Below are 21,203 nucleotides of genomic sequence, written 5' to 3'. Positions count from 1 at the left end.
GCCCCGGAGCTCCTGGCCCGGGGCGTTTCTTCACAGGGTGAGAAGCTCGCCGTGGCGGCTTATGGCCGTGGCGCGCAGGCCGGGCCCGCAACGATCGAGGATGCCGCGCGCGGCCTCGGCCGTCGCGAGGCAGAGGGCGGTGGACAGGCCGTCAGCCAGCGCAGCTGTCGGGGCCGCGACCGTCACGCTCGACCAGACCGGCGCCCCCCCGGCAGGGTCGAGGATGTGGCCAGAGCCGTCGGGCAGCACCATCGCCTTCGGGCTTGATGTCGCGCAGGCGCGGTCCGACAAGGTTAGCTGGCCCAGCTGGCCGAACTCCGGATCCTCCACGCCGAGCCGGAACGGACCGGACAGGGCGCGGAACTCTCCGATCTCGACAAGCGCGTGATGCAGTCCCTCTTCCGCCAGGACCTGGGTCACGCGGTCGGTGGCATAGCCCTGCGCGATGCCGTTCAGCGTCAGGGCCTGCCCTGGGCGCAGGGTGATGGCGTCCCGGCTGACGGTCACCCCATCCCAGCCCAGCACGGCACGGGCCGCCGCGACATCGCCTCCCGTGGCGTGGGCAAGCCAGAGAGGCTGGACTGTCGGATCGAACCGGCCTCCGGTCGCGTCGTGCAGGCGGTCGGCCATGACCAGCACCTCGACCAGTTCGGGCGGAGGTTCATCAAGGCGCCCGGTGGCGTTCAGGCGCGACAGGACCGAGGCGGGGTCATGCAGGCTGAAGATCCGCTCGATGCGCGCCATCTCGGCCCAGGCACGCGCCCGCGCCCGGGACGTTATCTCCGCTGGGCCGTACAGCGTCATTCGCGCCTCGGCCCCCAAGGCGATGCGGGTCTCATCGGACCGGGCCGCGGCTGGGGCGAGGACCGCTGCCGCGAGGATCTGGAGCAGGCGACGACGGCGCATCAGGCGGCCTTTCGTTGCGGGATGCTGCGCGACCCGCGCGCTTCGAGGATCCGGGGCACGCACTGCTTGGGATCGTCGAGGATCTGGACGCAGTCTAGGCACTGGAAACATTCGGAATAGTCGATCCGGCCCGCCGCCTTGATTGCGCCATAGCGGCAGCGGACCTTGCAGAGCTGGCAGGGCGAACCACACTCGGCCCGCCGCGCGATCCAGTCCCGTCCCCGGAGGAGGCCGCCGATCGCCATCACCGCGCCCAGCGGGCAGACATAGCGGCAAAAGCCCTTGAACAGCACCATGCCCAAGCCGAGCCAGACCCCGGCATAGACGACGTAGAACCAGTCGCGGACGAAGAAGGTGGTGATCGCCGTCTTGAACGGCTCTACCTCGGCCGCCTTGTCCACGTGGTCTGGGCTGATGAACACGGTTGCGACCAGTCCCGCTAGAAGCACGTACTTGATCCCTTTCAGCCGCCGGTCCCAGAGGGCCGAAGGCTCCCATTGCGGCAGCCGCAGCGCGCGGCCCAGATGATGCGCGAACTCCTGCAGCGCGCCAAAGGGGCACAACCAGCCGCAGAACAGCCCGCGTCCCCACAGGACGAAGCCCAGGATGGTGACGCCCCAGACGAGGAGCGAGAACGGATCGTAGAGCAGGAAGGCGAAGCTTCCGCCGTCGGCTCCGGTCCTCAGGGCGCCCAGCACGGTCACGATGGACAACTGCCCCTGGCCCCACCAGCCGACGAAGCCTAGGACCACGGCAAGGACCGCCAGACGAACCGGCGCGAGCCAACCTTTCCGCGCCACCTGGTGCATCAATGGCCCGACCAAGAGCAGGACTGCCCCGAGAAGCATTCCCAGGACCGCGAGATCCCAGGCCCGGCTCCGCAAAGCCTCGACCGCCGGAGAGAGTGGCTTCACCTCGCCTTCGCGCAGAAAGAAGCGGTCCGGCGTCGCATGCTCGGTCGTCAGGGTCACGCGACCGATCTCGGGTTGGAACATGCCATGTTCGCGCACCGCATCCACATCCAGCGTCCAGGGCCTGGAGGGGTCGAAGCCCAGCCGGCGGTCCGTCCGCAGGATCATGGCAGTCCCCTGGGGCACCCCCTCCCGCAGGTCCACCGTGATGTCCGCATCCCTCAGGGCTACCGGTAGCCCGTCCTGTGAGGCGGTCAGCCGGTCGGGTGCCGTGTTGCGGACGAAATCGTCCGACACGAGTCCATGGCGCCCCGCGTCGATCACGAGGATCGGCTCCTCGTGGGGCGACATCTGCAGAAGACGCGCGAGCCTGTCCCCGGTCTCTTCGCTGAGAACGGCGGCCCGGATCGAGGGCGGGCCGATATCCACGACCCAGAGGTCCAGATAGACGCCTTCGGGGTCCGCCTGCGCCTCGGCATCGTCCGAAGCCCACAGGGTGCCCTGAAAGGCGGCGTCGATCTCGGCATTGGTGACGAGCTTGCGCGAGGCGATGCCCTGCGCCACGAGGTCGTCCCAAACCAGCGTCTCCTCGTAGGCCGGGTCGGGCGAGGCGGGCGGAGCAGAGGCCACGCCCTGCATCCGTTCCCGCGCCACCTCGCGCGTGGCGGCCAGAAGCGACTCGTGGGCGATGCGGACCGAAGCCGTCGCTTTGGTGACACCGTCGAGGTAGACGAGCGCCGAGCCAGCGCCTGCACCGCCGTAGGGCGTGCCCACGACCATCGGCTGTGAGATGGACAATCCCCGGTACTGCTCCAGAAAGGCGCGGAACGGCCCTTCGCCCAAGCCAGAGACGAAGATGGGCTCATTGTGCGAGATGAGCTTGACGTCGATGAAGCGCCCCTCGAGGTCGAGGGCCACGAACAGGTTGATCGGTGCGCCCGAAAATCCGGGGATCGGCGCCATGGGCTCGGTTTCGAAGACGTAGCCGGCCAGGGCGCCGCCCGAGTTCAGCAGCTCCCAGACGCCGTTGTCGCCGCCGGGCTCGCCAATGGACATGGGCGGGCGGACGAACGCCCCCAACGCCTCGCGGTCAAGCACCTCCGCACGGGCCTGCGACCCGAGCAGCAGGACCAGAAGGGCGAAAAGGCGAAGGATCACAGTCATGCGCGGCAGGATATGGAGAGGGCCCGCGCCCCGACATACGACCTATGTCGCGGCGGACTTAGCGGCCTGCTCCGGACCCCCGCCCCCGGTACGACCAATGTCGTGGCTGACCGGGGGTCTTGTTCATGCGACCTTTCCCTGGGGCCGCGAGGAGGCGGCGCAGGGAGAAGAACATGAACAAGGTTGAACATTTTCGCGTAGCGGCCTCGCCCTACAAGACGCGTTATGACAACTTCATCGGCGGCAGGTTCGTCGCCCCCGCCGCTGGCCGCTACTTCGAGAACACCTCGCCCGTCACCGGCCAGGTCCTTTGCGAGATCGCCCGTTCGGATTCCACGGATATCGAGGCCGCGCTCGACGCCGCCCATGCCGCCAAGGACGCCTGGGGCAAGACCTCGGCCGCCCACCGTTCGGTGATCCTCAACAAGATCGCCGATCGCATGGAGGAGAACCTCCAGCTTCTCGCCACCGCAGAGACCTGGGACAACGGCAAGCCCATCCGCGAGACGATGGCCGCCGACCTTCCGCTCGCTATCGACCACTTCCGCTACTTCGCTGGCGTGGTCCGCGCCCAGGAAGGCGGCATCTCCGAGATCGACCACGACACGATCGCCTACCACTTCCACGAGCCGCTGGGCGTCGTGGGCCAGATCATCCCCTGGAACTTCCCGCTGCTCATGGCGACCTGGAAGCTCGCGCCCGCGCTGGCCGCCGGCAACTGCGTGGTGATGAAGCCCGCCGAGCAGACCCCCGCCTCGATCATGCTCTGGGCCGAGCTGATCGCCGACCTGCTGCCCCCGGGCGTGCTGAACATCGTCAACGGTTTCGGCCTCGAGGCCGGCAAGCCGCTCGCATCGTCGAACCGGATCGCCAAGATCGCCTTCACCGGCGAGACGACGACCGGCCGGCTGATCATGCAGTACGCGTCGCAAAACCTGATCCCTGTGACGCTCGAACTCGGCGGCAAGTCCCCGAACATCTTCTTCAAGGACGTGGCGCGCGAGGACGACGACTTCTTCGACAAGGCCATCGAAGGCTTTGTCATGTTCGCGCTGAACCAGGGCGAGGTCTGCACCTGCCCGTCGCGCGCCCTGATCCACGAGTCGATCTACGACCAGTTCATGGAACGCGCGATCCGTCGCGTGGAGGCCATCGTCCAGGGCGACCCGCTCGACCCCGCCACCATGATCGGCGCGCAGGCGTCCAGCGAGCAGCTCGAGAAGATCCTGTCCTACATGGATATCGGTCGCCAGGAAGGCGCCGAGGTGCTGACGGGCGGCAGTCGGGCCGAGATGATGGGCGACCTCGCGGGCGGCTATTACGTCAAGCCGACCGTGTTCAAGGGCACCAACAAGATGCGGATCTTCCAAGAGGAGATCTTCGGGCCGGTCGTGTCCGTGACCACCTTCAAGGACGAGGACGAGGCGCTCCACATCGCCAACGACACCCTGTACGGGCTGGGTGCGGGCGTGTGGTCGCGTGAGGCCAACACCTGCTACCGCTTTGGTCGCGCGATCCAGGCCGGCCGCGTCTGGACCAACTGCTATCATGCCTACCCGGCCCACGCGGCCTTTGGTGGCTACAAGCAGTCGGGCATCGGCCGCGAGAACCACCTCGACATGCTCGCCCACTACCAGCAGACCAAGAACATGCTGGTCAGCTACTCGCCCAAGAAGCTCGGCTTCTTCTGAGCAGGGCCCTAGGTTCCAAGGCGCGGGCGCGCGGGGCATTCCCCCGCGCGCCCTTTCCCGTGATAGGACCAGCCATGAACGACATGACGACCGGGACCGAGGCTCTCGACAAGGTCAGCGCCACACCCCAGGCTCTCCAACTTCTTGCCGAGATCGTGGCCGACCATGGGCCGGTGATGTTCCATCAATCGGGCGGCTGCTGCGACGGCTCCTCCCCCATGTGCTACGCGCAGGGCGATTTCATTGTCGGGGATCGCGACGTGAAGCTGGGCGAGATCGGCGGAATGCCCTTCTACATCTCCGAGTCGCAGTACGAGGCCTGGAAGCACACCGATCTCGTGATCGATGTGGTGAAGGGCAGGGGGGGCATGTTCTCTCTCGACAACGGGCGCGAACGCCGGTTCCTCACGCGGTCCACCATCTGCATCCGGCCGTGACTGCCCGTCCGGGCAGTAGGCGGTCCAGCCCTGGTTTCCTAGGTCTGGGGTAGCTCCCAAGGAGGACGCCATGGCCGACCTGTCCGAACTGTCCCGCAGCATCGCCTCCCTCACGGCGCGCGTCGCGCCGAGTGTCGTGGGTATCCTGGGCGCCCGCTCGTGGTCCTCGGGCTTCGTCTGGCGCGACGGCCTTGTCGTGACCGCCGACGAAGCGCTCGATGCCGAGGGCGAGGTCACCGTGATCCTCCCCGACGGCGCGCGCCTTTCCGCGACCGTCGCGGGGCGTGACCCTTCGACGGATGTGGCGCTGCTGCGGGTTGAGGGGCCGCTGCCGCCGCCGGTACCGCTGAACGATCAGGTGCCCGCCTTGGGCGAGTTGGCCCTTGCGGTCGGCCATGGCGGCGAAGGACCGGTTGCCGCGCTGGGGATCGTCGGATCTGTCGGACCAGCCTGGCGCAGCCTGCGGGGCGGCAGGATCGACGCCCGCATCGGCCTCGACCTGCGGCTGCCCCGTGCGGCGGAGGGGGGCCTTGCCATCACGGCCGAAGGGCACCCAATCGGGATGGTGGTCCTGGGGCCGCGGCGCTCCACGCTGGTCATTCCTGCCACCACCATCGCGCGCGTGGCATCCCGTCTGGCGCAGCACGGGCGCATCGGGCGGGGCTACCTCGGCCTGGGGCTCCAGCCCGTCCGCTTGGAGGGGAGCGATGAGCAGGGCGTCATCGTCGTGAGCGTCGATGCCGACGGACCCGGACGCCACGCAGGCGTTCTGCAAGGCGATGTGATCGCCCGCTGGAACGGCGAAGTGCTGCGCGGGATGCGCTCGGTGATGGCCCGGCTTGGACCCGACAGCGTCGGCCAGACCGTCGATCTGGGTCTTCTGCGTGGGGGCCAGCCGCTGAACCTGGCCTTCACGATTGGCGAGCATCCATCCTCGTGAGCGACCCACTCGCGCTCTCCCTGCGGGTTTCAGACCCCGAACTGGCCGAGCGGCTGGCCGAGGTTCTGGCGGGCGTGCCCGGCCTGACGCTCGTGCGCGACGGCGAGCCTGCGGATGCCGTCATCGCCGACCCGGCCCCTGTCACGCCGACCGGTGAAGGCGGGCTCACTGCGCGGGAACGCGAGGTGCTGGCCATCCTGACGGAAGGGGCCTCCAACAAGGAGATTGCGCGCCGGCTGGGCATCTCGGTCCACACCGCCAAATTCCACGTCGGGCGCGTCATCGACAAGCTGGACGCCACGGGGCGAACAGATGCGGTGGCCCACGCCGCGCGCACCGGCGTCATCCACCTCTAGTCACGGCAGTCTGGCCAAGCTTCTCGCATCCGAGGGTAGAGCGCCCTTGCCGCCGCGTCCTCCATGCTGGTCGGAACCCCCCTTCGTTCCGGAGGTTGAACAAGACGGCGGCGGGCCTCGCCCGGCGCATCCTTGGAGGAAGGGACATCATGGCACATGCAAGCCGTAAGCATTTTGGACCGGGAGCCCACGGCAAGGGCGACGGCACGGGCGCGTTGACGACGGCCGATACGGCCGACATCCCGGACAACATGATCCTTTCGAACCGCGACAAGGCGCAGCACTCGGATCAGCGCGGCCTCGACAGCAAGGCGGTGCAGACCGAACAGTATCGTGACCACGCGTCCAACCGGCGCATCGAGGACGACACCGTCGCCAATGGCGGCGCGGATCTCGATGACGGCGAAGAGGACGCCTGAGGAGCAATCCCATGAGCAGCAAGTTACCCCCCATTCCCCCCGCGAACCAGAGCGACAAGGGCCCGGTCTCGGCCGCGCATCCCGAGGACCACGGCACCCATGTCGGCGACCCCCAGAAGCAGAACCCCGACAAGATCGGGCAGGCGGGGAACAGCAAGGTCAACACGACCAACCAAGGCCTCCAGCAGGATCGGTGACCCATGTCCACCTCTGACAAGAGCCCCAACACCATTCGCCAAGGCGGCCCCGGCGCGTCCCACGAGAACGCGAAGGCCCCGCTCGACCCCAAGAAACCGGGCGAGGCGGCCGACAACCATCGCAGCGGGAAATCCAGCGGCGGCGGCGAAAAGGACAGCCATCACACCCATGATGCGAAGCTGAAGTAGAAAGCCGCCGATCAGGCGATCCGGACGGGGCCCGCGCAAGCAGGGCCCCGTTCGTCGTTTCCGGGACTGGCTGCGGGGGCAGGGCCGCCTTATCTGGTTGCGGACGTGCCGGGCGGGACGGCTTTTCGGGTCCCCTGCGATCGGCTGTTTTGTGCAGGAAGGATGGAATCAGCGCCATGGCATCGGGATTGTTCGCTCTCTTGGACGATGTGGCCGCGATCGCGAAGGTCGCTGCGGCCACGCTCGATGACGTGGCCGCGCAGACGCTCAAGGCCGGGGGCAAGGCCGCCGGGGTCGTGATCGACGATGCCGCCGTGACGCCCCGCTACGTCGTGGGCTTCGCCGCCAACCGCGAGCTGCACATCGTCTGGCGCATCGCGCTGGGGTCGCTCAAGAACAAGATCATCTTCCTCCTGCCCGCCGCGCTCCTGCTCAGCGCCTTCCTGCCCTCGATCATCACGCCCATCCTGATGATCGGCGGGGCGTATCTGTGCTACGAGGGCGCGGAGAAGCTCCTGCACCTCATCCTCCCGCACGAGGACCACGCGGCCGAGCGGGTGGAGCATATCGTCCAGACCCCCGAGGAGCTCGAGCAGGAAAAAATCTCGGGCGCGATCCGCACCGACCTGATCCTGTCCGCCGAGATCATGGCCATCGCGCTCGCCACCATCGAGGCGCCCGACATCCTGACCCAGGCGGTCGTGCTGGGGGTGGTGGGTCTCCTGATCACCGTAGGTGTTTATGGCGCCGTGGCGCTGATCGTGAAGGCCGACGACATCGGCGCCGCCATGGCGCGGGGGTCCACTGGGCTGGGCCGTGCCGTGGGTCGGGCGCTGGTCGTGGGGATGCCCACCTTCCTCTCGCTTCTTAGCGTCGTGGGCACGGTCGCCATGCTCTGGGTCGGCGGCGGTATCGTGATCCACGGCTTGGCCGAATTCGGCTGGCACACGCCCGAGGACATCATCCACGGGTTTGCGCACAGTATTGCCGCCGTGACGGGCCCCCTGAAGGCCGCCTTCGACTGGCTCCTGCGTGCGCTGGGATCGGCTGTCGTGGGCTTTGCGCTGGGGGCGGCGATCCTTGGGGCGCTTCGCATCGTCCGGCCCGCACCGGCGCATGGATGACGGAGTTCAGGGGCCAGGGTAAACCTTGAACGCCTCGGCATGGTCGGGGTGCCAGCGTGACAGGGCAGGGCGGCCTTCGGTCAGGTCGCCTGCGCCCCAGGCGATGCGCTTGCGGTCGGCCTCCCAATCCACCTCGTTGTCCTGGCAGATGATGTAGAACGCCCCTGAGCCTATCCCGTCGATCATGCGCTGGGCCACCTGATCGGCGGTCCAGGCCCCTGCGGGCTTCTCGGTCGCGCCGCCGGCGGTCATGCCGGTGAAGGTGAAGCCCGGCACCAGCAGATGCGCCGACAGGCGGGCGCCCTCGATCTGCCGGAACTCCCAGGCGAGCTGCTCGGTCACGACCTTCACGCCCGCCTTGGACACGTTGTAGGCCGCGTTTCCAGGCGGGTTGGTGATCCCCTGCTTCGAGCCGAGATTCACGACCGCCCCTTCGCGCCCCGACTCGATCATCCCCGGCACGAAAGCCTGAAGGCCGTTGATCACGCCCCACAGGTTCACGTCGAGCGTGCGTTTCCAGGCCTCGCGGTCGGACCAGGGCTTGTTCGGCATGCCGATGCCAGCGTTGTTGACGAGGAGGTCCACCGGGCCGTGCATGGCCAGCGCGACTTCGCGCAACGCCTCGACCGAAGCTGGGTCGCTGACGTCGCAGACCGCATGGGCCACCCGGCCCGAGGCGTCCGCGGACAGGGACACGGCGGCCGCCTCCAGCTTCTCGCCATGGTGGTCCGCGATGGTCACGCGCATTCCACGCGCAAGGCAGGCCCGCGCGATGGCAAGCCCGATGCCCCCTGCCGCCCCGGTGATCACGGCCGACCGGCCCTCCTGAAGCACGCTCATCCTTGCCTCCCTCTGTCCACCCCGCGCTTTGGCGGGTCACAGGGCAACCTATTCACGAGGCCCGAGGTTTCCAGGGACCTTTCGGGCGGCTTTGCTGTTGTGCCAGCGCAGGACCCAGGAGACGCCCATGGCCACGGACCAGACGAACCGCGTCGCCTATTCGCCGCTCAACACGCTCAAGCCGGTAGCGGACGGGATATGGATCGTCGATGGCGGGCCCATGCACGTCGCCATGATCCCGATCCCGATCCGTATGACGGTGGTCCGCTTGGCGTCGGGGCAGGTCTGGCTGCATTCGCCCGTCCCTTACAACGCGCGGCTCCGGTCCGAGATCGAGGCGCTCGGCCCCATCAGCCATCTCGTCGCGCCGAACATCGCGCACTGGTCCTTTGTCAAGGATTGGCAGCGCCAGTTTCCCGAGGCCACGACCTGGGCCGCACCGGGGCTGCGCAAGCGGCGGCAAGTCAAGGCATCGGGTGTGCGGTTCGACCGCGACCTGGGGCATGTGCCGCCCGAGGAGTGGGCGGGAGATCTGCAGCAGCGTCTTCTCGAAGGCGGGCTCGGCTTGGCCGAGGCGGTGTTCCTGCACCGCGCTTCCCGGACGCTGATCCTGACCGACCTCGTGGAGAACTTCGAGGCCGAGAAGCTGAGCCCCGCGCTTCGCCCGCTGGTCCGAGCCGCCGGAGCCATGGAGCCGCAAGGCATGGCGCCCCCGCATTACCGGCTCGCGACCAACCTCCGGCGATCCCAGGCCAAGGCACTGGCGCAGGAATTGGTGGATTGGGGGCCCGAGCGCGTGATCTTTGCCCATGGCAAGTGGTTCGACCGGGACGGGACGGCGCAACTGCGCCGCTCGCTCCGGTGGCTGCTCGGATGATGCCCGCCGGATGAGCTGGCTTGTCCAAAGCCGGCTGGTGAACGGGCCGTTCGGCGATCCGGGCGTCTACGTGGACTTCCTGTTCGGACGGCGCGCCATCCTGTTCGATCTGGGCGACCTGTCGCCGCTCGCCCCGCGCGAGGTCCTGAGAGTGTCGGACGTGTTCGTGTCGCATCGGCACATGGACCATTTCGTGGGCTTCGACCGGCTGCTCCGCCTTCGGCTCAACCGGCCCGGCGTGCTGCGGATGGTGGGCCCGCCCGGACTGATCGGGGGCATCCGAGCCAAGCTGGATAGCTACGACTGGAACCTGCTGGGCGAGGGCTCGGTCGATTTTGGCATCGAGGCTGCCGAGTTCGCCGAAGGACGCCTGGGCCCGTGGACCGGGTTCCGCGCCCGTGACGCCTTCCGGGCGTGTCCTGTGGCACGGGCCGAACTGTCCGAGGGCGTGGTCCTAGCCGAGGACGACCTGACCATCGAATGCGCGGCGCTGGACCATGGGGTGCCCTGCCTCGCTTTCGCCTTGCAGGAACGGGCGCAGGTCAGTGTCCTTCCTGAAGGTTTGGCGCAGCTTGGTCTTTCGGTCGGCCCGTGGCTCAAGGCGGCCAAGAGCGCGGTGCGCCGTGGCGAGCCGGATGACTGGCTCATCGACGCGGGCGACGGGGACACCCGGCCGCTCGGCCTTTTGCGCGAAAAGGCCTTTCGAACCGCGCCAGGCCAGCGCCTGGCCTATGTCACGGATACCGCGTTCCATGATGCCAATGCCTCCCACATCAGGAACCTGGCGCAGAACGCCCATCAGCTTTACATCGAAGCGGTCTTTCTGGACGAGGACGTGGCCGAGGCGAACCTTCGGCGTCACCTGACGGCCGGCCAAGCCGGGCGGCTCGCCCGTGAGGCTGGGGCCCGGCGGATCACCACGTTCCATCACTCGCCCCGCTATCTCGACCGGCCCGAGGCCCTGGCGACCGAAGCCTGCGAAGCCTTCGAAGGAACGTTCCCCCCCTTGGACTGAAGGGGGTCGCTCGCTTGGCGTTCGCCCTGGCGAATGCCATAAGGAACCAACGGACGGCACGGGAGACGTTGCGTGGGCGGACGGCCGAACAAGGCGGCTGCCGGTCCTGTCCTCATGAGCGACGGAATGCGATGAGACGACTGCTGAACTACCTCACAGGCCGCGGCACCGTGGCGCCCGTGGTCTTCGATGCGCCGCTCGCACCGGACGAGCCCTTTGTGGCCATCGGCGACGTGCATGGGCGCGACGACCTGCTGGCCCAGCTGATCGACCGTATCGAGACGGAGGCACCTGGGTGCCGGATCGTTCTGGTGGGCGACTACATCGACCGGGGGGAACTCAGCGCGGGCGTCCTGGCGCGACTGGCGTCCCGGCCCGACCTCGTCTGCCTCATGGGCAACCACGAGGCCATGTGCCTGGGGTTTCTGGAGGACCCCGTCCGGGAAGGTCCGCGCTGGCTGGCCAATGGCGGGCTCCAGACCCTCGCGAGCTACGGGATCGGCGGCCTGACCCCCGGCTCAAGGGCGGCGGCGTTGGATGTGGCACGGGACCGCCTGAGGGACGCGATGGGAGACGGCCTGATCGACTGGCTTGCCGCGCGGCCGCTCTTTTGGTGGAGCGGAAACGTCGCGGTGGTTCACGCCGGAGCGAACCCCTCGCTACCCATGGAGGAACAGGAGGAGCGGACGTTGATCTGGGGCCACCCCCGCTTTTCTTCGCAGGCTCGGGCCGACGGGATCTGGGTGGTCCATGGCCATACGATCCAGCCTGCTCCCAGCGTCGAGGGCGGGCGGATCGGGATCGACACCGGGGCTTACGCGACCGGGCGGCTCACGGCGGCGCTGATCGCCCCCGGAGAGGTGGAGTTTCTGTCCACCTGAGGCCCGCCGTTCAGAAGAACTGGGTGATCTTGCTCGTGTTCTTGAGCACGAGCGCGCCTACGCCACCCGCCTTGTTGGTGCGGAGCGCCCGAAGATCCTCGCGGCTCTTGCGCAGGATGCGCTCCACCGACCGGTTGCTTTCACCGCCCACGCGCATGCGGACGAAGACCTTGGGCACATGGACGGCCTTGAACCCCGGCTGGCCGAAGTAGCGCAGGATCGAATCGTAGTCGGCGGCAATGCGGTAGCTCGTGTCGTAGACGCCATGCCGCTCGATGACGCGGCGGCGGAGGAACAGCGTGGGGTGGGGCGGCATCCAGCCCCGCCGCAGGAGAGCGGGATGGAAGGGCTGCGAGGCCCAGGTGCGGATCACCTTGGACGGGTCGCTGCGCGAGACGTACAGGAGATCCCCATAGACCGCATCGACCGAAGGGTCCTCGAACGCCTGCGCCACGGAAGCAAGGATGTCGGGCGCGGCCAGAAGGTCGTCCGAATGCAGCAGGCCCACGACCTCTCCGGTCGTCCGCGCCAGCGCTCGGTTCAGCGCGTCGTAGATGCCCGAGTCCCGCCCGGTCTGGAGTCGTGTCCGCTCGTCCGCGAGGCCGTCCAGCACCTGGAGCGTGCCATCCGTCGAGCCGCCGTCCTGAATGACGTGCTCGTAGTCCGTCCAGGTCTGCGCCCGCAGGCTTTGCGCCGCGTCCCCGACCGTGTCGGCCCGGTTATAGATGGCGGTGATGATGGAGATGAGCATGGTGGCTCCTTTCAGGGCGAAAAAGGGGACCAGGGGTGATTCGCCCCAGCGAGGGCGAGTCCCCGCTAAAGTGGTTTGCGGCCCATTAGGAAGATTTCAGGGCAAGCGGAAGACTGCATCCCCCTTTTCCTCGGGCAAGGCTGGCGCAGCGCCCCCTCCCGCAGGCCTGCCCCGCCTCCCGCGGAAAGGGGTGACGCAACGCTCGATGCTCTTCGAAGCGCCTAATCCCTCTCCGGCAGGTCGGGGGCCTGTGGATAGGGTTAAAGAAGGCGGGTCCTCGCCGGCTTGTGCGGGCTGCACCACCTCCCTTGACCCCGCCTCCCCTGCGCGAGGTGAGGGGCGAGGTCGTCACACGAGGAGGATATCGTTGTAGGCGAGTGTGATGCCGTCCTGCAGGTCGGCCAAGAGCGTGAGCCCGCCCTTGAATTTGCCGTTGCTGTCGAACCAGAGTGTCTCGTCGGTGGTGCGGAAAACGAAGCGGTCGTTGCTGTCCTGCGCCACGTTGTCGGCGCGGACGCGGAACTGCGAGGCGGCAAGCGCCCCCTCGTCGAGCCCGCCTCCGAAGCTCGAGGCATCGATGTGGAAGTGGTCGTTATCGCCTTTGGCGCTGTGGAAGTCGGTGACTGTGTCGCCGGCCTCCTTGAGGCTGGCGAACACGAAGACGTCGTTGCCCAGGCCGCCGGTGAGCTTGTCCTTGCCCGCGCCGCCCGTGAGCTGGTCGTTGCCGCCGTTGCCCAAGAGGGTGTCAATGCCGTCAAGGCCGTTGAGGATGTTGGCCCAGCTATTGCCGGTAAGACTGTTCGCCACGCCGTTACCGGTGCCGCTGAGGTTGCCCGAGCCGGTGAGCTCCAGCTTCTCAAGGTGAGCGCCCAGCGTCCAGCTTACCGCCGCCTTGACCAGATCGGTGCCACCATCCTTGGCTTCCACCACCACGTCCTTGGCTACAACGTAAGTGTCGTTGCCCTTACCACCCTCCAGTCGGTCGTCGCCAGCCCCGCCGTCGAGGGTGTCGTTACCTTTGCCTCCGAAGAGGTGGTCGTTGCCACCGACGCCGAACAGCCGGTCGTTCCCATCGCCCGATAGCACAACGTCTGGAAGCTTAGATCCAACTACAAGATCCGAAAGAATAGACGATGTAAATTTTCCCTCGTTACCAGAGAGTTTATACTTGTAGAAGAAGTCACCTGCGCGCATTGCGTCAGCGACTGCGTCGCCTAAGCCATTCAACCAAGACTCGTCGGAGTAGTATCTTGGGTGCTCCCAGATTGCGACTGTGTCTGTGGATCTTGCCAGCTGTGTCAGTTGCGCTTGAAAAAAGTCTCGCTCAATCGGAAGGAAGCCCAACTCCGAGTTGCTATCATGATAACGCGGCCAGAGAAACGGGACCACGGGCTTGCCGTAACGTTCAGCTGCATCCATCATAGCGTCTGCGTAGACGCTCCATCCGTCCGGGTCGTTGTAAAAGGTATAAAGAGATGGGAATATAATGTCTACCTTGTCTGCGAGGCGCTTCAGGTCTGCATTTGCTGCCTCAAGTTCAATCAACTTTGCTACATCGTTGAGATTGTATGCCCAATAATCCCGAATAGGTGCAACACCATAGAAACCTACCTGTGCGTTAGGCACAGCAGCTTTTACAGCATCTAAGACCGTCAGATACTTATCAATGGATGCCTCTCTGTCGTTTGCGGGCACATCTGAACCGACATGCCAGCACTCAATATCTAGAACTATCTTGCCCGCGAAGCTCGGATCAAGCTCATTGCTGAAACTTTCAAATATCTGTTGCCAGTTGGGCTGGTCGCGAGATGCTTCGTCCCCTAAGATGAATGACTCATAGTATATGCGGAGATTTCCTGCTAAACTTTGTTGAAGAACATTGTTTTCAACAAGGCCCGAGGACGTCCATAGTACATTTAGCGCTGTCATAGCCTCAACCTTCCCCGCTGCTGCCGATCTCAGCGTGAGATGAAAGGGTTGAGTATCTATTAGTATCTAAAGTTGTGGCTTCTCAAAATTAAGAAGTTCTGATTTGTCGAAGCGCTCGAACTCGATCGGAATGAGCCCTGACGGATTTCTTTCCGTCGTCGGCTTGGCTGCAGTTCATTTTTAAGCGCGTTTATACAAAAGTCGAGCCGAGGCTGAATTCGCCTTTTCTCCTTAGGTTCAATCGGCGGACACGATCTCGGCCCGGCCCAGGGCCGAAAAGTGGTTCAGCAAGGCTGCGCGGGTGTGGATCTCGGCGGCTTGGCGGTGGGGGTCTCGTAAAGCGACGCAATCTCCGACTGACTCAAGGCGGAGCTTCTGAGCCTCAATCCGACTACGGGCGTGATACCCGGTCAGCCGTTGCCAGGGGACTCGTCCGAAGTGCCGGGTCGTGCGCAGGATCTCGTTTCTTGCTTGGGCAGTGGGGCCATCCGGTTTCAAGGACGGCCGTTCTTGCGGATCGGGATAATGGCCGTGCCACCATGCTCGGGGATGACGGTGTGACAGGTTCGACTGTCGTAAGCTCCATCGGCCGTGACAGTGCCGATCGGCTGGTCGGCCGGGATCTGCGCCAGCAGGTCCGGCAGCACCGGGCTGTCGCCGATCTGGCTCGAGATGACCTCGACTGCTCGGATGCCTCCGGTAGCCATATCTATCGCGAAAGGCATCTTGTGCCATTGCCGCCAGCGGCTCGGACCGTGCTTGCGCACCCGCCCCTCGCCTTCCTCGCGCACCTTCACCCCGGTGTTGTCGACCAGCAGATTGAGAGCTCCCCCTTCCCAAAGGGGATCTGAATGGTGACCGTCTTTTGCTTACGGCAGGGCGTCAAGTAGTCCGGCTCGGGCCCGTCCTCGAGGTCGGTCATCTTCAGCAGACTTGCGATCATGCCGATCGCCTGCCGCAAAGCGAGCCCGAACGGGACCTTGATGCTCAAACTAAACTGTATGGCCGCGTCCGAAATGGTCTGGGTCAACCCGAGCGACCACTCGGGCTCGCAAGCCACTCCATCGCTCGGTCCAGCCAAGCCAGCAGCGAGCCGCGACGACGTCGCGCGGCGTTGTAGGCGGACCAGTTCGTCGTGCGATAGCGGGCAGGAACAGGCTTGCTCATAGCGAGCCAGCCAGACAGAGGCCAAAGCCTCTACGCGAGCACCGGCCACAAGGTTGTACGACAACGCCCTGTTAAACCAACATGAACCATTTAAGCTGCAACGTGACGACCGTCAGGCCACGAGGACGTGATGAGCACGGACCCTTATACCATCTTGCTGCAACAGCTGATCGACGCGATCGAGACTATGTGCCGATGTACCGAACACGCGGGCCGGACCCGGGCGGTCAGCATAGTGGAGCATAGCGTCATACGGATCCGTCTGCTCCTTGACAATGAGGAGGAAGCTGAATCACGACATAAGCAACGCGAGTTGTCGGACAAGATTCTGCTCCGATTGCTCATGGAGGCTCAGACCATTACTGGAGCTTCAGAACGAAGAGGTCTGAACTGAGGGCTGGTCTCGGCTCTGGATTGGCGCTCGCCTTGAACCCTTCTCGACTACCAACGGCATTGATGCTGTAGACGCCCGCGACGGCCTTGATCTGCCCATGTGGGATCCTGAACCACCGTTGGAGGGAGGGCGTCATGAGCGCAGTCAGCGTGATCGGGTTGGATCTGGCCAAGCCTGTGTTCCAGGTCCACGGGGCGGATGCAGCAGGGCGGGTTGTGCTGCGCAGGAAGCTTCGGCGGGCGCCAGTGCTGGAGTTCATTGGCCACCAGCCCCGGTGCGTGGTGGCCATGGAGGCTTGTGGCGGCGCGCACGTTTGGGGCCGAGAGATCGGGCGACTGGGGCATGAGGTGCGCCTGATCCCGCCGACCTATGTCAAACCCTTTGTGAAGCGCCAGAAGAGCGACATGGCCGATGCAGAGACGATCGCGGAGGCGGCGCAGCGCCCGACCATGCGGTTCGTGACGGTGAAGAGCGAGGAGAACCAAGCGGCCGCGGTGATCTTCCGCACCCGCGACCTTCTGGTCCGTCAGCGGACACAGCTCATCAACGCGCTCCGCGGCCACATGGGCGAGTTCGGGCTCATTGTGCCGCAAGGGGCGGCTCGGGTGAAGGAGCTGATCGCCGCGGCGACCGATCCCGACACGCTGGTCCCGGGGGCAGCGCGGCCTGCCTTGCAGGTCTTGGTGTCTACCCTTGAGCGGCTGGACGCTGAGATCTGCGGCCTTGAGGTGGAGAGTGTGCGGCGAGCCAAGGAGGATGCCACCGCCCGTCGGCTAATGACCATCCCTGGAGTGGGGCCGCTGATCGCGACCGCGCTGGTGGCCTTGGCGCCTCCACCCCAGACCTTCCGGCGGGGGCGCGACTTCGCGGCCTGGCTGGGGCTCACCCCGCGCCAGCACTCGACCGGGGGCAAGCAGCGCCTCGGCGCGACCACCAGAATGGGCGAGCGCTCGCTTAGGCGGCTCCTGATCATTGGAGCCAACAGCGTGGTCATCAAAAGGCACGTCCACAAGGAGGCGCAGCCCGGCACGTGGCTGGGCAGCTTGCTTTCGTGCAAGCCGCCGATGCTGGTCAGGGTGGCCTTGGCGAACAAGATGGCGCGGATCGTCTGGGCGCTCATGTCCAAGGGAGAAGTTTACAGGGCTCCGGCCGTGGCCGCGTAAGAGGCCACAGTCGCGAGGTCGTGGGCGCGAGGGAAGGTCAGAAGAACGGTATGGCGCAACGGTCGTGAGATAGGATCGGGAGAACCAGAGCTCAACAGAGTGCCTCATGAGCACGCGGCTTTGATCTGGACCCGACCCGCGAACACCTGACAGACCCGCGGCATCCCAAGGCCGCAGCAAAGGCCGGACAGATGTCAGCACCCGACACGCGTCATGCCAGCACCGAAGGTCCCTCTTGCGTTCAGGGCGTCTACAGATGTTGCGCAGCTCCGCTTGAGGGCGAGCTGCCCCTAATCTTGTTGGCTAAATGAAAAGCGCTTGGTCTCGGGCGTGCCGGGGGCGGTGAAGCGGTTGAGGAGGGCGGCACGGATCTGAGGCGCAGCGGTCTGGCAGTCTGGAGTGAGGGCAATGAGGCGCTCGCCCAGCAGCTTCAGGTCGTGCATCTTGTTTTTCGCCCTACACCGGGCGTGATAGCCGCTCCACCTCTTCCGTAGGTCTCGACGCGAGCGACGGGTGGCGCGAAGAGTTTCGTTGCGCGCCTGTGCCCCTGGTGTGGTCTCCTTCCAGAACCGCCCATTGCGGCGAACCGGAATGACGGCGCAGGCCTGTCGGGCGACAATGGCTGCATGACTAGAGCGGGTGGCGTAAGCGCCATCAGCCGTCACAGCGCCGATCCGTTCTTCGGCCGGGATCTGCTCCAGCAGCTTCGCATAGGAGCGTCGCCAACCGGCTGCCGGTCACCTCGATGGCGCGGATCTCTAGCGTTTCCGCGTCGATGCCCAGTTGGACCTTGCACCATTGGCGTGGCCGGAAGGCGCCATACTTGCGGTCCACCACTTCCCTTCGCCCATGGCTTTGATGCCGGTGCTGTCGATGAGAGGGCGCAGCGAGCCCGTGCCCGGGCGGGCGGGGATCGTCACGGTCAGATCCTTCTGGCGCCGGCACAGCGTGCTGCAGTCGAGCACGGGCCAATCCAGCTTCGCGAGCCCCGAAAGGCTCGCCACCAGCCCCGCTACCTGCCGCAGCGGCAGCCCGAACAAGGCCTTCAGCATGGGGCCGGGCTGGACCGCCGCATCTGAGAAGGTGGCCGGGGGACTGCGTCTGCCGCTCGGAGACGCCAGCCACTCCACCTCCGGATCAAACCAGACGAGCAGCGATCCGCCCTGCCTCGGGGCGGCCTTGTAGGGGCGCCAGTTAGTCGTGCCGTAGGTCGAGGGTGCAGCCTTGGCCCTGCCCAGCCCCAAGCCTGCTCAGACCACGAGGGGCATCCCACCGGATCTGCTTAACAAAGTGGCTCCGAGCCGTGGATGCAGAGAAGGGGGTCGCGCACTGAACCTCCGTCGAGGGCCGCTGGCCCCCAACGACGCACTTCCCCCAGTGGAGGTCACCATCAAGGGTTTGGGCTCGGCCAAACTTCCAGAGCAGGTCGCGCCGCCGCCCTTAGGCAAAGGAAGGCTCGTCCGGATGCTAGCCAACTTGTGCCCGCCCTTTCCAGGCTGTCACCTCATGGTCTGAGCCGCAAGATGGCGCCCGCCGTTAGCTCATTGCTTGATGGGCTCGGATAACGGTAGAGCGCTCCGGGCAAGCGTAGCTGTCCTGATCCGCACTCGGCTCGCTCCATATGGAAGGTCTTGCGCATGCCGGGCGGGCCATCTGTGGCGCGGTGCGAGCACCGGCTGGTGTTCTGGTCAGCGGTCGCGGCAGGAGATCGCGATCCTCAGCGTTGGCGGGCACAGCATACATGAGATCGCCCTTCGGCTGGAGCAGTTGCCCCCACGATCTCCCGCGAGTTGCGCCGCAACTTAGCCACTCGAGGCAGCAGCCTGGAGTACCTGGCCAGAACCGCGCAGTGGCACGTGAATTGGTCCGCCTGTCGTCTCAGCCAGCGAAACTGGCAGCGAACACGAAGCTGCGCACCTATGTGCGGGATTGGCTTGCCAGCAGGATCGTCCATGGGCTTAAGTTTGCAGCCTGCAGCGGATCGCTAATCGACTCAGGTCCGAGTCTCCGCGGACAAAACCATGGGTATCAGCCACGAGGCTGATTCTCGCCTGCTTCGGCTGGCACGTCTGATACGCTCGAGCGGGGAGCGAGGAAGGTCATCCGATAACTAAGACTAGGCGGGAGTTCAGCTCCAGTGAAGTACGACGCTATGATAGATAGCTAGCGCAGACACCACAATACCGTCCAGCCCTACGCTATCTTGGGCTACAAGCTGCCCGCTCCGGATGAGCTCATCCCAGCCCTCGCCGGCGGTGTCCGCCAGTCTAGCCCGTTCCGCTGGCCAAGCTCCCGATGGAGCCACATTAGTGCTGCACTACCATTCACGTCGGGGGCACTCAGGGAGGGCCGGTCAGTTGCTCGCGTCGGTGATCACGTTGTAAGTGCGAACCTGCAATCACAGCTTGTGTGACGGGTGTCCCGACGATAACAGGCCGCAGAGATGGCCCATCGAGAATCGATCCATGACGCCAAGACTGATCTTGAGGCCTGGCAAGGTGGCGTTAGTGACTGCCACTATCGGGATTTCAGCAACTGCCGTGCTGCTGAATGGGCAAGCTGCTCCATACTTCCTCTGCGTTGGCCTGACAGGCGCATGTGCCTGTATCTCACTAGAACGCCGTAATCTTCTCTTCAGTCAAACCTGCCTTCTTCCTTGGATTGTCTTCTTCTGGCTGGTGCTAGCTACAACTATTCGATATGCACTCAATTCGAACGTATCTCTCGCTAGCTTTCCAGTCGATCCGTTCTCTGAACTAACAAAAATAATTGCTATCCTCATTATTCTTCTAGTAATTATTTCGGCCGGCATCATGTCGGAATGGGTATTTCAGAGAACAATGGCCCTTGTAGCGTTGCTCCACGGGGTACTCTTATTGTATGGCCTCTCGAACGGGCAGGCCACCCTCCGCATACTTGCAAATACCGAAAGTGTCACACGTTTCTCTGGCGCGGATTTCAAAACGGCTGCTTGGGCCGAAATCGCCTTAGGCACTATAATGGCAGCGACCTTGAGCCGCCGCTTATGGGTAGGTATCACGATTATTCCGATCGCACTCTACACCATCTTGGCAGCCGATATGCGGACGACCCTTCTGGCGTCTGTAGTGATGATGCTAATTTTGCTCGTTGGACGCATAGGCCGCATCAAACATGGTAAGCAGCGCCAGTTGGTCTGGGTCGGGTCTGCGATCTTTATCATTCTCATTGGGCTTGCTTACCGAGACCATATCGTTGCAGCTGTTTCCGATATTTTGCTTCTGAACGACCGCCACCGGGGGATCAGTAGCGGGTTCTCAGGTCGCTTTGATAATTTCGCCCATGGGTGGGCGGCCTTTCTCGAGCACGTGATCCTAGGCGCAGGCTTCAACAATCCCATTGTTAATTATACGCATAGTGGCTACATATTAACGTTTGCGCAGATGGGAGCGCCTCTCGCGCTCCTACTGCTGCCACATTTGTTTCTTGCTGGAACTAGAGCTCTTCGCTATGGCGACTTCGTCCTCTTATCGGTCATTACTGGGCTGTTGTTCTTCTATTTGGGTCAGCCTCGCAACATCAACTTCCAAGTTTGCCCATTACTTGGCTTAGTGGCGTGTGCGAGAGTACTGCTGGGGAACATAGTAAGGCGTCCAGCCAAACGGAAAGTTGCTCAATACGAATATGCATCGCTCAACCCCGTTTAGGGTGATAGATTGCCTGTCCTTTGAAATCAGGCCTACTTAAATTAGAGTTCTAAGCTTGTCGGAGTATGGAGGATTGCCCCAGATCGGAGCCGTACTAGGTGTTTAGTCCCGCCATCAAGTGGCACGGCTCCTCGTGGAAAAGCTCGGGCCTGGACTGCCATTCTTT

18 protein-coding genes and 2 pseudogenes are annotated in these 21,203 nt (G+C 64.8%); 13 read left to right on the top strand and 7 right to left on the bottom strand.

The window, feature by feature from the left end; all coding sequences use genetic code 11:
* Window positions 1-30: 30 nt before the first annotated feature.
* Both FHG66_RS01875 and FHG66_RS01870 read right to left on the bottom strand, forming a co-directional pair.
* On the bottom strand, window positions 31-906 hold the full coding sequence (locus FHG66_RS01875; protein ID WP_246082428.1) for an FAD:protein FMN transferase: 876 nt from the start codon (window positions 904-906) through the stop codon (window positions 31-33).
* The gene (locus FHG66_RS01870) at window positions 906-2,981 is read right to left on the bottom strand and encodes a 4Fe-4S binding protein (protein ID WP_139074997.1); all 2,076 of its coding nucleotides are present in this window, start codon (window positions 2,979-2,981) and stop codon (window positions 906-908) included. Before FHG66_RS01870 ends, FHG66_RS01875 begins: the two co-directional genes overlap by 1 nt.
* Before the next feature lie 173 nt (window positions 2,982-3,154).
* Here FHG66_RS01870 and adh point away from each other — a divergent pair, with 173 nt between their 5' ends.
* The 8 genes from adh (at window position 3,155) to FHG66_RS01830 (ending at window position 8,334) form a co-directional block, all read left to right on the top strand.
* Complete coding sequence (adh, locus tag FHG66_RS01865; RefSeq protein ID WP_139074996.1) at window positions 3,155-4,672, top strand: aldehyde dehydrogenase; 1,518 nt, start codon at window positions 3,155-3,157, stop codon at window positions 4,670-4,672.
* A 74-nt stretch (window positions 4,673-4,746) separates the two neighbouring features.
* On the top strand, window positions 4,747-5,109 hold the full coding sequence (locus tag FHG66_RS01860) for a DUF779 domain-containing protein (RefSeq protein ID WP_246082427.1): 363 nt from the start codon (window positions 4,747-4,749) through the stop codon (window positions 5,107-5,109).
* 70 nt (window positions 5,110-5,179) lie between these two features.
* Window positions 5,180-6,049 (top strand): S1C family serine protease, encoded by an 870-nt coding sequence (locus tag FHG66_RS01855; RefSeq protein WP_139074995.1) that lies wholly within the window; start codon window positions 5,180-5,182, stop codon window positions 6,047-6,049.
* A complete protein-coding gene (locus FHG66_RS01850) occupies window positions 6,046-6,405 on the top strand; it encodes a response regulator transcription factor (RefSeq protein ID WP_139074994.1) in 360 nt (119 codons plus the stop codon). Before FHG66_RS01855 ends, FHG66_RS01850 begins: the two co-directional genes overlap by 4 nt.
* Window positions 6,406-6,554: 149 nt before the next feature.
* Entirely contained in the window at window positions 6,555-6,824 is a 270-nt protein-coding gene (locus FHG66_RS01845) for a hypothetical protein (protein WP_139074993.1), read from the top strand.
* Between the two features lie 11 nt (window positions 6,825-6,835).
* Window positions 6,836-7,021: a hypothetical protein gene (locus FHG66_RS01840; protein ID WP_139074992.1), complete on the top strand. Its 186-nt coding sequence runs from the start codon at window positions 6,836-6,838 to the stop codon at window positions 7,019-7,021.
* Window positions 7,022-7,024: 3 nt separating this feature from the next.
* Window positions 7,025-7,210 carry a hypothetical protein gene (locus tag FHG66_RS01835; RefSeq protein WP_139074991.1) on the top strand — a complete coding sequence of 62 codons (186 nt, stop codon included), beginning with the start codon at window positions 7,025-7,027 and terminating at the stop codon, window positions 7,208-7,210.
* A 176-nt stretch (window positions 7,211-7,386) separates the two neighbouring features.
* A complete protein-coding gene (locus tag FHG66_RS01830; protein ID WP_139074990.1) occupies window positions 7,387-8,334 on the top strand; it encodes a DUF808 domain-containing protein in 948 nt (315 codons plus the stop codon).
* Window positions 8,335-8,340: 6 nt separating this feature from the next.
* On the opposite strand, the gene FHG66_RS01825 is transcribed toward FHG66_RS01830, so the two are convergent.
* Complete coding sequence (locus FHG66_RS01825) at window positions 8,341-9,174, bottom strand: SDR family NAD(P)-dependent oxidoreductase (RefSeq protein WP_139074989.1); 834 nt, start codon at window positions 9,172-9,174, stop codon at window positions 8,341-8,343.
* Window positions 9,175-9,301: 127 nt separating this feature from the next.
* On the opposite strand from FHG66_RS01825, the gene FHG66_RS01820 reads away from it, so the two are divergent.
* The 3 genes from FHG66_RS01820 (at window position 9,302) to FHG66_RS01810 (ending at window position 11,947) form a co-directional block, all read left to right on the top strand.
* Entirely contained in the window at window positions 9,302-10,051 is a 750-nt protein-coding gene (locus FHG66_RS01820; RefSeq protein WP_139074988.1) for a DUF4336 domain-containing protein, read from the top strand.
* Window positions 10,052-10,061: 10 nt separating this feature from the next.
* Window positions 10,062-11,066: a ribonuclease Z gene (locus tag FHG66_RS01815; protein ID WP_139074987.1), complete on the top strand. Its 1,005-nt coding sequence runs from the start codon at window positions 10,062-10,064 to the stop codon at window positions 11,064-11,066.
* Window positions 11,067-11,197: 131 nt separating this feature from the next.
* On the top strand, window positions 11,198-11,947 hold the full coding sequence (locus FHG66_RS01810) for a metallophosphoesterase (protein WP_139074986.1): 750 nt from the start codon (window positions 11,198-11,200) through the stop codon (window positions 11,945-11,947).
* 10 nt (window positions 11,948-11,957) lie between these two features.
* Here FHG66_RS01810 and FHG66_RS01805 read toward each other — a convergent pair whose 3' ends face one another.
* From FHG66_RS01805 to FHG66_RS01795, 3 genes and pseudogenes are all read right to left on the bottom strand, one after another.
* Window positions 11,958-12,698, bottom strand: coding sequence for a glycosyltransferase family 2 protein (locus tag FHG66_RS01805; protein ID WP_139074985.1), 741 nt, complete (start codon window positions 12,696-12,698; stop codon window positions 11,958-11,960).
* A 348-nt stretch (window positions 12,699-13,046) separates the two neighbouring features.
* Entirely contained in the window at window positions 13,047-14,627 is a 1,581-nt protein-coding gene (locus tag FHG66_RS01800) for a calcium-binding protein (RefSeq protein ID WP_139074984.1), read from the bottom strand.
* 237 nt (window positions 14,628-14,864) lie between these two features.
* Window positions 14,865-15,794 (bottom strand): annotated as a pseudogene (locus FHG66_RS01795) (IS5 family transposase).
* 528 nt (window positions 15,795-16,322) lie between these two features.
* On the opposite strand from FHG66_RS01795, the gene FHG66_RS01790 reads away from it, so the two are divergent.
* Entirely contained in the window at window positions 16,323-17,351 is a 1,029-nt protein-coding gene (locus FHG66_RS01790) for an IS110 family RNA-guided transposase (protein ID WP_139074983.1), read from the top strand.
* Between the two features lie 290 nt (window positions 17,352-17,641).
* On the opposite strand, the pseudogene FHG66_RS01785 reads toward FHG66_RS01790, so the two are convergent.
* A pseudogene (locus tag FHG66_RS01785) lies at window positions 17,642-18,589 on the bottom strand (IS5 family transposase).
* Window positions 18,590-19,858: 1,269 nt separating this feature from the next.
* Here FHG66_RS01785 and FHG66_RS01780 point away from each other — a divergent pair.
* Complete coding sequence (locus FHG66_RS01780; protein ID WP_139074982.1) at window positions 19,859-21,037, top strand: O-antigen ligase family protein; 1,179 nt, start codon at window positions 19,859-19,861, stop codon at window positions 21,035-21,037.
* Window positions 21,038-21,203: the final 166 nt, after the last annotated feature.

Source organism: Rubellimicrobium rubrum (genome assembly GCF_006152115.1).
Lineage (GTDB): Bacteria > Pseudomonadota > Alphaproteobacteria > Rhodobacterales > Rhodobacteraceae > Rubellimicrobium > Rubellimicrobium rubrum.
Note: the sequence above shows the minus strand (reverse complement) of the source record. Positions and strands in the feature narration are given on the sequence as shown.